The organism is Nocardia colli (assembly GCF_008704205.1).
GTDB lineage: Bacteria > Actinomycetota > Actinomycetes > Mycobacteriales > Mycobacteriaceae > Nocardia > Nocardia colli.
Genome location: NZ_VXLC01000004.1, coordinates 341,767 through 356,884, shown reverse-complemented (window position 1 = coordinate 356,884; position 15,118 = coordinate 341,767). Strand labels below are relative to the sequence as shown.

Genomic DNA, 15,118 nt, shown 5'->3' with positions numbered 1-15,118 from the left:
GGCCCGACGGCACCGAGTACCGTTGGGCCGCTGAAACATTCAGCGGCCGCCGAGACCGGACATGGCCATGCCACGGATGAACGCACGTTGCGCGATGCCGTACACCACGAGCAACGGCAACAGGATGACGATCGACGTGGCCATCAGAATCGGCCACTGGGTGTAGTACTGCCCCTGCAATCGAACCAATCCCAATGTGACGGTGGCGATCTCGTTGCGCTGAATCATGACCAGCGGCCACAGGAAGTCGTTCCAGACGGTGATCCAGGTGAGCACGCCGAGCACCATCAGGGCAGGCCGGGTGTGCGGCAGCAGGACTCGCCAGTAGACCTGCCAGGTGGAGCAGCCGTCGAGGATGGCCGCTTCCTCCAATTCCATGGGCAGCGTGTAGAAGAACTGGCGCATCAGATAGGTGCCGAAGGCGCTGCCGAACAGGCCGGGCACGATCATCGCCCACGGCGTGTCCACCCAGCCGAACGCCCGCATCAGCAGGAACTGCGGGATCACCGTGACGGTCAGCGGCACCATGAGCGTGCCGAGGTAGGCGACGAACAGCACCTCACGACCGCGAAACCGCAAGCGCGCGAACGCATACCCGGCCAGCGAGCAGAAGAACACCTGCCCCGCGGTGACGCAGGCCGCGTACACCGCGGTGTTGAGCAGCATCCGCCACAGCGGCAGCAGCTCGAACACCTTGCCGTAGTTGGACCATTGCGGGCTGGCCGGCAGCAGGTTCCGATCGGCGATCTCACCTTCCCGCTTCAACGATCCGGACAACGCCCACAGAATCGGTGCCAGCGCACACCACGCGATCCCGATCAGCACCGCGTAGATCCCCACTCCACGCAACGTCCGGCGCACGATCGCCTTGTCCGCGTTCACAGATCCACGGCCTCCCGCCGGGCAAACCGCAACTGCAACAGCGTGAGTACCAGCAGAATCGCGAAGATCACCCACGCCAGCGCCGACGCGTACCCGACCTCGTAGAACCCGAAGGCGTTCTGGAACAGCATGATTCCCAGCAGATAGGTCCCGGTATCCGGTCCCCCGTTGCTCCCGGTCAGCGCATACACCTGATCGAACGCCTGCATCGAGTTGATCACGGTGATCACGAACACGAACGACAACGGCCCGCGGATCAGCGGCAGCGTGATCGCCGAAAACCGCCGCACCGCACCGGCTCCGTCGAGTTTCGCCGCCTCGTACAGCGGCTCCGGCACCCCTTGCATCGCGGCCAGCAGAATGACGGTCGCGAACGGCACGCTCTTCCACACGGTGACCACGCTCAGCGACACCAGCGCCAGATCCGGATCGGTCAGCCAGGGCACCGGCCCCCACCCGATCCAGCCCAGCCCGATATCGAGCATCCCGTCCTCGGTGAAGATGAACCGCCACACCACCGCCATCGCCACCGTGGACGCGACCAGCGGGAGGAACGCCACGGTCCGAAAGATCCCGATGCCGAACAACTTCCGGTTCAACGCCGCGGCGATCCCCAACCCGATCACCACCGTCGGCACCAGCGTGAGCACGGTGAACACCGCACTGTTGCGTAACGCGATGAGAAACAACGGATCCGACCCGAACAACCGCCGATAGTTGGCCAACCCGACGAACCGCATCGGCCGGAACAGATCCCACGCGTGAAAGCTCAGATACAGCGAGAACCCCAGCGGAAACAACAGGAACACCGCCACCGCAGCGACATTCGGCGCGATGAACATCCACCCGGCTCGCTCACGTTTGCGCGCGAGCTGCGTGCCCTTCACGAAGACTCCAGTAGGGCATCCAGATCGGCGGTGAACTGACCGTCGAAGGAGGCGGCCGTCGCGGCCCCGCGGAGAACCCGGTTGGATCCACGTTCGAGCAACGCGGAAACCTTCCCCCAGGCAGGCGTCACCGGCAGCGGACGCGAGCTGTCCGGCCCCTCGGTGAACACCGCGAGGTTGCGAATATCCCGATGTGCCGCAGCGAAACCGGGCGAACCCATCGCGGACTTCAACACCGGTACGAACAGCCCGGACGCGGCGACGATCGCCTGCCCCACCGGCCCGGTAGCGAATTTGACGAATTCCCAAGCCTGCTCGATCCGCGGACTCCCCGCCGCGATGGACAACCCGGTACTGCCGACATCGGTGATCGAACCGGGCCCACCGTGCGGCCCCACCGGCAGCACCGTGACATCGATCGAAAGCCCCTCCCGCCCAGCGAATTCGGAATACAACCAGTGTCCGCCGAGCACCATCGCCGCCCGCCCGCCGCGGAACAGGTCCGGCGCCGAGATCGACAGCTGGTCGGCGACTCTCGGCGCCACCCGGTGCCGCACCGCGAGATCGGCGTAGAACTGGAACCCCGCGGCGAACCGAGGATCACCGAGGTTGGCCTTGGTCGGCGCCACCGACGGCGTGAACCACTCGGCCCCGTTGTTCATGCCGAAGCAGGCGGCGGAGTAGTACGGCACCCACGCATCGGCAAAGCCCCATTGCCGGCCCCGGGTGAGTGTGCGTGCGGCGTCGAGGAATTCGTCGAACGACCACGCGTCCCGCCAGCGCGCCGGCGGCGTCAGACCAGCCGCCGCGAACAGCTCCCGGTTGTAATAGAGGAACACACCGGACCACTGCTCGGGCAGCGCGTACTGCCCGCCGCCATAGGTGAACGTGTCGTACAACGCCGGATAACTGTCCCGCCGCAACATCTCCGCGTACTCGGGCTCCCGCGCGAGCAACGTGCGCAGATCGAGCAGCACCCCACGCTCGGCCAGCCCGGAGTAGAGCAGTTCCCACGCCATGATGACGTCCGGGCACCGCCCGCCCGCGCAGTAGGTGAGCAGTTGCTGCTGCGGATCCGGCCCGGACATGATGGTGCGAATCCTGATGTCCGGGTGCCGCTTCTGGAATTCGTCGATGATGGTCAGCCGCACCCGGGCCTCTTCCGGCCTGGCCTGGAAGAAGAAGGTCAGCGCGTCGTCGGGCGTTCCGCATCCGGTCGCGCTCAGCAGCGGCGCGGCCAGGGCCGAGCCGAGCAGGGTGCGACGGCGGACCGGTGACACGAGCTCCTCCACGGCGGCGGGCGGGTGGATCCGGGAACCTCGGCATCAGAAACGTCAGTGTGTAGGACCGATCGGCGGACGTCGGAGCCAGCATGGCAGCATACGGATGGCAACATCGCCGGGCGAGCGAACACGCCCACCCGCACCGGCGAACTGAGGCCGCGCGGGCCACCCGTACCCGCCGCGTACCCGGATCGAGCCCCGCTCGTACGAAGACACAGTGCGAGCCGACGCGGCGCGCGCGATCCGTATCGCAATGTTCAGACTTCACTAAGTCCGGCTCATTCGCGCTTCAGTTCAGCTACGTTGTGAACGTTTCAGCAAGTCCAGCTCGATCACGGGAGAGTAGTTCGCATGGCGACCATCGAATACCTCCGGACTGATCCCGACCTCCCTCCCGTGGGTGTCGTGGACCGTTCGCCTATTACCCCTGTCAAAAAGGGCATCTTCGCCGCCATCGCGATCGTCGGCGCGATCGCCTGGGCGGTGCTCGCCATCTCGCGCGGCGAGTCGGTCAACGCGGTCTGGATCGTGGTCGCGGCCGTGGCCACCTATGTATTGGCCTATCAGTTCTATTCCAGACTCATCGAATACAAGATCGTCAAGCCGCGCGACGATCAGGCCACCCCGGCCGAAATCCTGGAAAACGGCAAGGACTACATGCCGATGGACCGGCGGGTGCTGTTCGGGCACCACTTCGCCGCCATCGCCGGCGCGGGCCCGCTCGTCGGCCCCGTCCTCGCCGCCCAGATGGGCTACCTGCCGGGCGTGCTGTGGATCGTGATCGGCGTCGTGTTCGCCGGCGCGGTGCAGGACTACCTGGTGCTATGGGCCTCGACCCGCCGCCGTGGCCGCAGCCTCGGCCAGATGGCCCGGGACGAGCTCGGTGCGGTCGGCGGCGTCGCCGCGATCATCGCCGTGCTGGTGATCATGATGATCCTGCTCGCCGTGCTCGGCATCGTCGTGGTGAACGCGCTGGCCGCGACCCCCGGCAAGGACGGGACGTTGCAGGGCGGCAGCCCGTGGGGCGTCTTCTCCATCTCGATGACCATCCCGATCGCCCTGTTCATGGGCGTCTACCTGCGCTACTTCCGGCCGGGCCGGGTCGGCGAGGTGTCCATCATCGGCTTCGCGCTGCTGCTGCTCGCCATCATCTCGGGCAACTGGGTGGCCGGATCCGGCTGGGGCCAGGACCTGTTCACCCTGTCCGGCACCACCATCGCCTGGTGCCTGATCATCTACGGCTTCGTCGCCTCGGTGCTGCCGGTGTGGCTGCTGCTCGCGCCGCGTGACTACCTGTCCACCTTCATGAAGATCGGCACCATCGTCCTGCTGGCGGTCGGCGTCCTGATCACCATGCCGGTGCTGAAGGCCCCGGCCGTCTCGGAGTTCGCCAGCTCCGGCAAGGGCCCGGCGTTCGCCGGCAGCCTGTTCCCGTTCCTGTTCATCACCATCGCCTGCGGCGCGCTGTCCGGATTCCACTCGCTGGTCTCCTCCGGCACCACGCCGAAGCTGCTGGAGAAGCAGTCGCAGGCCAGGATGATCGGCTACGCGGGCATGCTGATGGAGTCGTTCGTCGCGGTGATGGCGATCATCACCGCGAGCATCATCGACCAGCACCTGTACTTCGCCATGAACGCGAGCGCCGGCCTCACCGGCGGCACCGCGGAGAAGGCGGCCACCTACACCAATAGCCTTGGCCTGAGCGGGAATCCGATCACCCCCGCGGAGCTGACCCAGGCGGCGAAGGACGTCGGCGAGACCAGCATCGTCTCGCGGACCGGCGGCGCGCCGACGCTGGCCGTCGGCATGTCCGAGGTGCTGCACCGCTTCCTCGGCGGCACCGGGCTCAAGTCGTTCTGGTACCACTTCGCGATCATGTTCGAGGCACTGTTCATCCTCACCACGATCGACGCCGGTACCCGGGTCGCGCGCTTCATGCTGTCGGACTCGCTGGGCAACCTCGGCGGCCCGGCCAAGAAGTTCAAGGATCCGTCCTGGCGTCCGGGCGCCTGGCTCTGCTCGGCGATCGTGGTCGCCGCGTGGGGTTCGGTGCTGCTGATGGGCGTCACCGATCCGCTCGGCGGCATCTACACGCTGTATCCGCTGTTCGGCATCTCCAACCAGCTGCTCGCCGCGATCGCGCTCACCGTCGTGCTGACCATCGTGATCAAGAAGGGCCTGATCAAGTGGGCCTGGATTCCGGCGATCCCGCTGATCTGGGATCTCACCGTGACGATGACGGCGTCCTGGCAGAAGATCTTCTCCGCCGATCCGAACATCGGCTACTGGAAGCAGCACAGCAACTATGTCGCCGCGGTGGACGCGGGGAAGATCCTGGCGCCCGCGAAAACGGCCGCCGACATGGACAAGGTCGTGCGCAACACCTTCATCCAGGGCAGCTTGTCCATCATCTTCGCGGTGCTGGTGCTGATCGTGGCTATCGTCGGACTATGGGTCTGCGTACGCGCCTGGCGCGCGGGCGGCGGACCCGACAGTGAGTCGCCGGACGAGCCGTCGAAGATCTTCGCGCCGAAGTCCTTCCTGGCGACCGCGGAAGAGAAGGAGGTGCAGCGGGAATGGAACGCCCTGATCGAATCGGGGAAGGTCCGAGCACCGGGCGCCGCGCAGTCGAAAGTGACGCATTGACCGTGCACGTGACTCCGCAGGACAGCCGACCGGCTGCCCTGCGGGGCCTGCGCGCCGCTGGAAGTTCTTGTGCGACAGCGGTTCGCGCGGCCGGTTGGTGGTTCAACTCGATCCTCGGCGGCCAGGACTATCAGCGGTACGTGGACCATCTCACCCGCAACCATCCCGGCTGCGCGGTGCCGACGGAACGCGAATACTGGCGCACCCGGCACGCGGACGCGGACAACAACCCGACGAACCGCTGCTGCTGAGGCACGGCGGGGCGACGCGATGAGGGCGACGCTCCGCCGGGCTGATCTGCAGGTTCGCGCTACGACCGGGCCATACTCGGATACCTCCGGGCGGTGATGGCAGATTTCCGCTAGCGGAGTGTGCCCTTACCTGACATTGTGGTTGGCGTGACGATCACGGCGTTTGATTTCGAGCGGTGCTACCGGGCGGTATCGACCAGGGACTCCCGCTTCGACGGGCAGTTCTTCACCGCGGTGCGGACCACCGGAATCTATTGCCGCCCTTCGTGTCCGGCAATCACGCCGAAACGGGCGAACGTCTCGTTCTTACCGACCGCGGCGGCGGCGCAGCAGGCCGGTTACCGCGCCTGCCGCCGCTGCCTGCCGGACGCGGCCCCCGGATCCCCCCTCTGGAACACCCGGGCCGACCTGGCCGCGCGCGCGATGCGGCTGATCGGCGACGGCGTCATCGAACGCGGCGGCGTGCCCGCGCTGGCCGCCACTCTCGGCTATTCACAGCGGCAGCTGACCCGGGTGCTCACCACCGAACTCGGCGCGGGACCGCTGGCGCTGGCCCGCGCGCACCGGGCGCACACCGCCCGGCTATTGATCCAGACGACGGCAATGCCCATGTCCGACATCGCCTTCGCGGCCGGGTTCGCCAGTATCCGCCAGTTCAACGACACGGTGCGCGAGGTGTTCGCGGTCAGTCCGACCACCATGCGGACCGAGGCGCACAAGGTGAAGTCCACGTCGAACGGGCGTCCGGTGCCCGCCGTCAACGGGGTACTCAGCCTGCGGCTGCCCTATCGCGAGCCGCTGGACAAGGCCTGGCTGGAGTGGTTCCTCTCCGCGCACGTGGTGCCCGGCATGGAGCTGTGGGAGAACCGCTCCTACACAAGGAATCTGCGTACCCCACACGGCCATGCGACCACGCGGCTCAGCTTCCAGCGCGACCATGTGCGGGCCGAGCTGGCGCTGCACGACATGCGCGATCTGGCGCCGACGGTGGCGCGGCTGCGGCACCTGCTCGATCTCGACGCCGACCCGATCGGCATCGACGAGGCGCTGGGTGTCGCTCCGGGACAGCGGGTTTCGACGCCGGAGCTGACCGGTCCGGACACCACGCGGCTGCCGGACGCGGGCGCGGGATCACCACCGGATGCCGACGCCGCGCTCGACCCGGGTGCGCGGCGACAGCCAGTGTTCTCCCCCGGCATCCGAGTGCCGGGCTGCCTCGACGGGCCGGAACTGTTGCTGCGCACCATGATCGGGCAGCAGATCTCGGTCTCGGCGGCGGCGACGCACACCGCGCGACTGGTGGACGCGCTCGGCGACCGGGTCGACGGGCCGATTCCGCTGCTGTTCCCCACGCCGGCGGTGATCGCCGAACGGGGTGCCGAGGTGCTCACCGGGCCGACCCGGCGGATCCGTTCGATCATCGGCGCGGCCGAGGTCCTCGCCGGCGGCGAACTGGCGTTGCATCAGGGCCGCACGGCGGCCGATCTGCGCCGCGACCTGCTGGCGCTGGACGGAGTCGGCCCGTGGACGGCCGACTACGTGACCATGCGGCTGCTCGCCGATCCGGACGTGCTGCTGAACACCGACCTGGTGGTCCGTCAGGGCGCGGCGGTGCTCGGCATCGACCTCGCCGACACCACGCACTGGGCGCCGTGGCGCTCGTATCTGTCCATGCACCTGTGGAAAGCGGCGCTGACCGAGCGCGCCGACCGATCCAAGTCCGCCGCGGCCAAGTCCGCCTCCTCGAAAGCGAAGTCCGAAGCATGAACGCCCCCACCGCTGTTCGCTCGGCCAAGCGCCATATCGGTGCCACCACTGCGGATTTCGCGACGGTCGAGACGCCGATCGGTCCGTTCACCGCGGTAGTCGATGCCGACGGTGCGGTCATTGCCTCCGGGTGGACCGCCGAGGTCGGCGAGCTGACCCCCGTGATCCATCCGACCTTGCGTCCGGCCGAACTGCGGCAACGGGATTCGCTGGGTGAGCTGACCCGGGTCATCACCGCCTATCACGAGGGCGACCTCGCGGCGATCGATGCCGTTCCGGTTCGCCAGCAATCCGGCGAATTCCTCATGCACGCTTGGGATGTGCTGCGCAAGGTGCCGGCGGGCGCGCCGATCACCTACACCGAGTACGCCGCCATCTCCGGTCGTCCCGACGCCACCCGGGCCGCGGCCAACGCGTGCGCGCGGAATGCGGCGGCACTGTTCGTTCCGTGCCACCGCATCTACCGCATCGGCGGAGCGCTCGGCGGTTTCCGCTGGGGTCTGCCGGTCAAGCGCTGGCTGCTCGATCACGAGGCGTGATCGTTCCGGCTCCGTGACTCGGTCGGGCCGGCTGACGGTGCCGGTTCAGGACAGTGCTGGGGTGGCGCGCTCGATATAGCGGGCACGTCCGGCAGACCAGCCGATCGCCACGTTGAATGCCATCAGCACCAGCAGTCCGATGAGCGGCACCGTCCACGAGCCGGACAGCGAGTACAACGCGGTCGCGATCAACGGTCCGGCGCCGCCGATCAGATAGCCGATCGTCTGTGCCTTCGTCGACAATGCGGCGGCGGTGTGGTGATCGCGGGTGCGCAGCACGTACAGCATGCTCGGAATGGTTTGGCCTGCACCGATACCCACGCCGAGCAGCACCAGCCACAGCGGGGCGGTCGCGACCGGCGCGCACAGGATGCCGAGAACGCCGATGAAGCACAGTGCCGCGGCGACGGCCAAATGCAGGCGCTGGTTGCTGTGGCGGCCGGCCAGCGTCGGTCCGAAGAACCCGCCGACGGCCAGCATCAACGCGCAGATCGACAGATAGAACCCCGCGGTGGTCTGGCTGACTCCGCGCGAGACGTAAATCGAAGGCAGCCAGGCAAATACCGTGTACAGCAGTAGCGACTGCAGGCCGAAGTAGCCGGTTACGCTCCACGCCAACCGGTTTCGCAGGAGCCATGACCAGGAGTTCGAGACCGCACTGGGCACGGGCTGTTGCTCGAGCTGTGGGATCAACGCGACGAGCGCGAGCAGGGCGGGGACGAGCGCGATGCCGAGCGCCAGCGCCGTGGAGCCTGTCGCTCTGTAGACCGGCACCGTCAGTGCGGCGACGATCGCGGCTCCGACGCTGATCATCAGTCCGTATACGCCCAGCATGGCGCCGATTCGCGGGGCCGGGAACCGCTTCTTCACCAGCACCGGCGTGATCACGTTCAGCACGGCGATGCCCGCGGCCGCCACCACGGTGCCGGCGAACAGCCCCACGGTGCCGATCGAGCGAATCGCGAGGCCGGCCACCAGCACGGCCGTCGCCGAGAACAACGCGCGCTCCTCGCCGAGCCGCCCGCGCGCCAAGACCCCGACCGAGGCGAAGAGGCCCATGCACAAAGCGGGCAGTGCGGTCAAAAGCGTTGCCGCGGAACGACTCAGGTCCAGCGCGGGCAGCAGCGGCCCCGGACCGGCGAACGGGATGCGGAGATTGACACTGACCAGAACAAACGCGGTGACCAGCAGCGGCATCGACGCCGCCCGGGTGACCTGCGGCGGATCCAGAACTCGGCTCATGCCATCACTGTTGCGGCTCGAGTCGACTTGAGCGCAAGCGTCATCCGGCCGCTAAGCGGGGAACTCCAGATCCCGCGGAGTGATGGGATTGCCTGCCATCCGCTGCGCGATCACCTCGCGCATGAAATCGCACCGCCCCGCCGGATGGGAGTTCGGGCACACCAGCATGTGTTCGAGCTGCGCCTGCCCCTCGGCCAGTCGTCGCCGCTGCGCCTCGATGGCGTCGATGCGGTCGCGCACCACCTCGCGCCAGCCGTGCGCGTCGCCGGACAGCATGGCCGCGATCTCGTCCAGGCTGAGCAACCCCAACTCCTGCCACAGCTGGATCAGGCCGATCCGGTGCAGCTGATCGGCGTCGAACTGGCGCACTCCCGCGCGCCGGGCAGAGGCGGTGATCAGGCCCCGTTCTTCCCAATAGCGCAGGGTGGAGACGGACAACTTGAACCGCCGACCGACCTCGCCGATGGCCACCAACTCCTGCGCCGCGTTCTCCGTCACTTCCTCATTCGACCCCGGTACGGCGTCGAGTTCAACCGGCCGGTCAGGCGACGGTGGCCTCGAGGTGCGAGCCGGTGCGGCCGCGGCGGACGTGCAGGCGGCTGGGGATGCGCTGGCGCATTTCGTCGACGTGGCTGACGACGCCGACCACCCGGCCGCCCGCGCGCAGTTCGTCGAGCACGCCCATCACCGCGTCGAGGGTGTCGGCGTCGAGGCCGCCGAAGCCCTCGTCGATGAAGAGGGTGTCCAGCACCAGGCCGCCGGATTCGGCCGCTACGGTGTCGGCGAGGCCGAGGGCCAATGACAGTGAGGCCATGAAGGTTTCGCCGCCGGAGAGGGTTTTGGCGGGGCGGACGGCGCCGGTGTAGTCGTCGCGGATGTCCAAGCCGAGACCGCCGCGGCGCCCGCGCGGGCCCGCCTTGTCGGAATGGACGAATTCGTAACGGCCGCCGGACATTCGGCGCAGGCGCAACGAACCCGCCTGAGCGACCTCTTCCAGTCGGGCGGCGAGGACGTAGGAGCGCAGCGACATCCGGCGGTTGTTCTCGCCGCGGCCCGCGACAACCTCGGCGAGGCCGGCCAGTTCATCGTGGGTGCGTTGCAGCGGGGCAATTCGATCGACTGCTGCCCAGAGTTGGCCGCCGAGGTCTTCCAGGAGGCTGACCCGCCTGGTTGCCTCGGCGTGTGCGGCTACGGCGGTGTTCAGTTGCGTCTGTGCGGCTGCGACTGCGGACTCGAGTTCGGTCAGATCGCCGGGTTCGAGCGAGGCAGCAGCTTGGATTTCCGGTTCTGCGAGAACAGCTTCCGCGTGCGCACGCGCACGGTCCGCATTGGTGAGTTCGGCTTCGATCTCCGCCTGGCGTTGTGCGGTACGGCTCGCCGCAGTGACCACACGCGCGTAGGCGGTGAGCCGAGCAACAACGTCTTGGGCTGTCTCGACCATGGCTGCGCGTGATGCACGTTCCGTCGCCGAGTCGTCGGCGTGCGCCGAGGCTGAATGGTCGGCAGTCGCTGTAGCCGCATTGTCGGCGGTCGCTGTGGCTGCGCCGTCTGCGTGCGCCGAGGCCGGATCGCTCGATTCGGCGTTTGCGGCACCTGCGGCATTGTGCGACACCTGTGCACCGGTCGTCGCTGTCTCGGTTCGCTGCCGGCCGAATTCGCCTTCGGGGATGAAACCTGCGGCGCGGGCGAGGTTTTCGACGCGGTCGGCGATGACGGCTACCTGTTCGCGGGCGGCCGCGGCGTCGGCGCGGGCTTCGCGCAGGGTGGTGGCGTCGGCTACGAGGGCGGTGAGGCGGGCGTAGCGGCGTTCGATGGTCTCGTCGTTGCCCGCTGCGGCGCGGAGGCGGTCGTTGAGTTCGGCGAGGCGGGTGGTGGCGGTGGCTACGTTGGCGGCGACTGTGCTTCGGCGCGAATCGGATTCGCGGAGTTCGTCGTGCAGGCGGGACTCGTCGGTGCGCAGGCGGGTGAGTTCGGCGGTCAGGCCGTCGGTGAGGGCGGCGAGTTCGGCGGTGTCTTCGTAGCGGTCGGTGGCGGCGCGCAGGGCGGCGGCCAGTTCGACCCGGTCGGCGTCGCCGCCGCGGGCAATGAGCGCTTCGATCTCGCGCTCCAGTGTGGTGATTCGGGCCTGCACGCGGTCACGCGCATCCTCGGCGGCGCGTTCGGCCGTCATCGCGGACTCTTCGGCGTCCTTGGACACGGCGGTGGCGGCCGGACGGGCGGGCGCGGGGTGGTCGGCCGAGCCGCACACCGTGCACGGCTGGCCGTCGGCGAGCTCGGCGGCCAATTCGGCGGCCATGCCCGCCAGCCTGCGCTCGCGCAGATCGAGGACGCGCTCCTTGGCGTCGTTGTGCGCGGCGCGCGCCGACTCGAACTCGACCCGGGCATGATCCAAACCCGTTTTGCGGGAAGCGAGTTCGACCGCAGCGGCGGCGGCAGTCTGGAGACGCTCGCATTCGGCCGTCAGGGTCGGCAGCGTGGCGGCCGCGTTGGTCGCCTCGCGCAGGCGGACTTCGAGGGTGGCCAGCGAGCCCGGCAGTTGTTCACGCAGCCGGGTCAGCTTGGTCACCTGGGTGTTGAGAGCCGCATCTTCGTCGCGCAGCCCCGCCAGCTCCCGGTTGAGCCGAGTAGCCGCCGTCGCATCGGCCCGCACCTCGTCCAGCCCACCGATCTGCGCACTCCACCGCCGAATCGCCGCATCGATATCGGCGTCGTCCCGGATAGTCGCCGGTTCCGCAGACCGCGCCCCCGACCGATTCGCCTCGGCACCACGACGATCCCCACGTAGCGGTCGGACAGATCGCCGCCCGGCATCGATCCCGCCGGCCTTACCTGTGCGATTCGACTCGGCGCCGACGTGATCCACGGGTACCGGGCGCTCAGTGTCGTCCTCGCTGGCCGCCACCGCTCGATTCGACCCGGTACCAGGGTGATTCGCACGGAGGCGCTGGGTATCTTGTCGTTCGGTGTCGGAGGGGTCCTCGGCTTCGTCGCTCGGCTCGGGGGCGGCATCTTCGTACTCGTGCTCGAGTTGGACCAGCTCGACGCCGTTGAGGTCGGCGCCGGCGGGCTCGAGCAGGCGGGCGGCCAATGTGTGGCTGGCGCTGAGTGTTTCGGCATCGCGGCGGCGCATCTGCATGACGGCCTCGCGGGCTTCATCGATGGCGGCGGCGACCGGTTCGGCGCGGCGGGCCAGTTCTAGTTCGTCGTGCAGTGCGGTGCGGTGATCTGTGGTTGCGGTGTAGTCGTCGAGTTGCTTGCGGGCGGTTGCCATTCGGCGGCGGAGTTCGTGCAGGCGGCGTTGTTCCTCGGCGAGCGCGCGTACCCGTCCCGATTCTTGTTGGCGGCGTTCGGCTTCCGTTGCCGCGGTGGTCAGATCGGTGCGCGCGGTGGCGAGTAGTTCCTGCGACCAGCTGACCGCTTCCAGCGGGCCGAGGGTCTCGGCCGCGCCCGTGCCTGCGGCGACGCCGACCTGCGCGATCAGCCGGTCGATGCCCTGCTTGCGGGAGTCGAGGTCGGCGGTGGAGGCGCGGCGCTTATCCGCGAGCCACTGTTCGGCGCTGCCGAATCGTTCGGTGTCGAAGAGCTTTTCGAGCAGCTTCTCCCGATCTTCGTTGTCCGCCCGCAGGAATCGGGCGAAGTCGCCCTGCGGCAGCAGCACCACCTGGAAGAACTGGTCGGCGCTCATGCCGAGCAATCGGATGATCTCGTCGCCGATATCGGGTATGCGGGACAGGTTTTCACCGCGCCCGTCCAGCCAGGCCAGCGTCGCCTTGGCGGGGTCGGTGCGCATGCCGGTACCGCGTAGCTTCGGGCGTTCGAATTCGGGGATGCGGGTCAGCCGCACCCGCCGTCCGCCGAGGGTGGCCTCCAGGGTCACCTGTGGCGGAGTCTGTTCCGCCGCGTGATCGGAGTGCAGGCGCTTGCTTTCGCCGCGCGCGCCGGGAACCCGGCCATAGAGGGCGAACGCGATCGCGTCGAGCACGGTGGTTTTGCCCGCGCCGGTCTGACCGTGCAGCAGGAACAGCCCGTCGGCGCCGAGCGCGTCGAAGTCGACGACCGTGGTCTCGGCGAACGGGCCGAACGCGGTCATCTCCAGCCGGTGCAGCCTCATGCAGCCGCACCACCGCGGGCGATGCGCAGGCTGCTCGGCAGCACGGGGCGAGCGGCGGGCCGCGCGCTCACGCCGAGAGTTCCGCGGCCGAGTCGGCGGTCAGCACGTGGTCCGGTTCCGCGACGGCGGCGGCGAGTGCGCGCTCCAGCCAGGCCATTTCGCCCTTGCTGGGCTCCCCGCGGACGTCGGTGAGGAAGCTCTGCGCTACTTCGGTGTCGCGGCGGCCGTGCACCCGTTCACGGTAGCGCAGCTCCGGGTTGCCCTCCGGGCGCACCCACTCGACGTGCACCGCGTGCGGGAACCGTTCGCGCAGCTTGCGCATGGCGTCGACGGGACGGGTCGAGTCGGTGAGCACGGCAGAGACGTAGTGCTCCTCGGCAGGCGCGTGGCCCGCGTCGTTGAGCAGGTCGTCGAGGGTCCCGGTGAGCTTGGTCAGCCCACGGACCACAGGTAGGTCGCGGCGCTCGACCGAATGCAGTCCGGTGGCGTCGAGTTCGATGAGCCACACCGCTTTACGGTGCGAGCTCTCCGCGAACGAATACGGCAGCGGGGAACCGCAATAGCGCACGGATTCCGACAGCGTCTGCGGGGAATGCAGGTGGCCGAGGGCGACGTAGTCGATGCCGTCGAAGGCCGACATCGGCACGGTCTCCACGCCGCCGACCGAGATCGAGCGTTCCGAACCGGTCGCCTCACCGCCGACGACGAAGGCGTGCGCGAGCACCACGGTGCGGATCTTGTCGCGCTGCGCGATGTCGGCGCGGATCCGCGCCATCGCCGCGTCCAGGATGTCGGCGTGCGAACGGGCCTGCGGCACACCGAGTTCCGCGCGGGTGATGTCGGGTTCCAGGTACGGGATGCCGTAGAAGGCGACGGGGCCGTGCTCGTCGTCGAGCAGAACCGGCCGGTCGGCCTCGGCGACGGTGGTGCGCAGATACAGCCCGCCCGCCGCCGCGAAGCTCGCGCCGGCGCCGAGGCGCGCGGGCGAATCGTGGTTGCCCGAGGTGGCGACGATGCGGGCGCCGGCCGCGCGGATGGCCTCGAAACCGCGGTTGCACACCGCGATCGCGTCCGCGCTCGGGATGGACCGGTCGTACACGTCGCCGGGCAGCACCACCACGTCGACCGACTCCGCAGCCACCAGCTCCGCGATCGCGGTCAGTGAACGCGCCTGGTCGGCAAGCAGATCGACCCCGTGGAACGTGCGCCCGATGTGCCAGTCCGAGGTGTGCAGCATCCGCATCCGCGAAACCGTAGGCCACCGCACCGACACAATTCAATTGCCGAACCCCTCGTGTCGGATAGCCGCCCGCTCGTGCGGCGTGTCAGCGGTGATTCGTCCGGCACTCCGATGGCTATTTCGCGGCGGGTGCGCGCACGGTGTGGCCCCCGTGTGTTCGTTCGATCTTCTGCCGCACAGCCCAACCGCGAGTGCGGTTTTCGACGCCGAGCCATCCCACGAGGTGGATCGCGCGCGGCCTGATCCATGACTGCTGAGCGACGCGCGTCA

At 68.5% G+C, this 15,118-nt stretch carries 11 protein-coding genes; 4 read left to right on the top strand and 7 right to left on the bottom strand.

All coding sequences use genetic code 11. From position 1 onward, the window contains the following. Window positions 1–39: 39 nt before the first annotated feature. The 3 genes from F3087_RS13580 to F3087_RS13570 are packed head-to-tail and all read right to left on the bottom strand — an operon-like array spanning window position 40 to window position 3,049. Window positions 40–882 carry a carbohydrate ABC transporter permease gene (locus F3087_RS13580; protein WP_150402269.1) on the bottom strand — a complete coding sequence of 281 codons (843 nt, stop codon included), beginning with the start codon at window positions 880–882 and terminating at the stop codon, window positions 40–42. Beyond that, on the bottom strand, window positions 879–1,724 hold the full coding sequence (locus F3087_RS13575; protein WP_150402842.1) for a carbohydrate ABC transporter permease: 846 nt from the start codon (window positions 1,722–1,724) through the stop codon (window positions 879–881). Before F3087_RS13575 ends, F3087_RS13580 begins: the two co-directional genes overlap by 4 nt. Before the next feature lie 41 nt (window positions 1,725–1,765). Then, window positions 1,766–3,049, bottom strand: a complete 1,284-nt coding sequence (locus tag F3087_RS13570) for an ABC transporter substrate-binding protein (protein WP_223885054.1) — start codon at window positions 3,047–3,049, stop codon at window positions 1,766–1,768. A 354-nt stretch (window positions 3,050–3,403) separates the two neighbouring features. Between F3087_RS13570 and F3087_RS13565 the strand changes: the two genes are divergently transcribed. The 4 genes from F3087_RS13565 to F3087_RS13550 all read left to right on the top strand — a co-directional run bounded on the left by F3087_RS13565 (window position 3,404) and on the right by F3087_RS13550 (window position 8,255). Next, window positions 3,404–5,698 (top strand): carbon starvation CstA family protein, encoded by a 2,295-nt coding sequence (locus tag F3087_RS13565; RefSeq protein WP_150402267.1) that lies wholly within the window; start codon window positions 3,404–3,406, stop codon window positions 5,696–5,698. Between the two features lie 47 nt (window positions 5,699–5,745). Next, entirely contained in the window at window positions 5,746–5,949 is a 204-nt protein-coding gene (locus tag F3087_RS46540; protein WP_223885122.1) for a YbdD/YjiX family protein, read from the top strand. A gap of 147 nt (window positions 5,950–6,096) precedes the next feature. Further along, the gene (locus tag F3087_RS13555; protein WP_396897547.1) at window positions 6,097–7,716 is read left to right on the top strand and encodes a DNA-3-methyladenine glycosylase 2 family protein; all 1,620 of its coding nucleotides are present in this window, start codon (window positions 6,097–6,099) and stop codon (window positions 7,714–7,716) included. Continuing rightward, on the top strand, window positions 7,713–8,255 hold the full coding sequence (locus tag F3087_RS13550; RefSeq protein ID WP_150402264.1) for a methylated-DNA--[protein]-cysteine S-methyltransferase: 543 nt from the start codon (window positions 7,713–7,715) through the stop codon (window positions 8,253–8,255). The genes F3087_RS13555 and F3087_RS13550 overlap by 4 nt, the downstream gene beginning before the upstream one ends. Window positions 8,256–8,300: 45 nt before the next feature. On the opposite strand, the gene F3087_RS13545 is transcribed toward F3087_RS13550, so the two are convergent. The 4 genes from F3087_RS13545 to F3087_RS13530 all read right to left on the bottom strand — a co-directional run bounded on the left by F3087_RS13545 (window position 8,301) and on the right by F3087_RS13530 (window position 14,851). Next, the gene (locus F3087_RS13545; protein WP_150402263.1) at window positions 8,301–9,497 is read right to left on the bottom strand and encodes an MFS transporter; all 1,197 of its coding nucleotides are present in this window, start codon (window positions 9,495–9,497) and stop codon (window positions 8,301–8,303) included. A 51-nt stretch (window positions 9,498–9,548) separates the two neighbouring features. Then, the gene (locus tag F3087_RS13540; RefSeq protein ID WP_150402262.1) at window positions 9,549–9,995 is read right to left on the bottom strand and encodes a MerR family transcriptional regulator; all 447 of its coding nucleotides are present in this window, start codon (window positions 9,993–9,995) and stop codon (window positions 9,549–9,551) included. Between the two features lie 43 nt (window positions 9,996–10,038). After that, entirely contained in the window at window positions 10,039–13,608 is a 3,570-nt protein-coding gene (locus F3087_RS13535; protein WP_150402261.1) for an AAA family ATPase, read from the bottom strand. 67 nt (window positions 13,609–13,675) lie between these two features. Continuing rightward, window positions 13,676–14,851 (bottom strand): exonuclease SbcCD subunit D, encoded by a 1,176-nt coding sequence (locus F3087_RS13530; protein ID WP_150402260.1) that lies wholly within the window; start codon window positions 14,849–14,851, stop codon window positions 13,676–13,678. Window positions 14,852–15,118 lie beyond the last annotated feature (267 nt).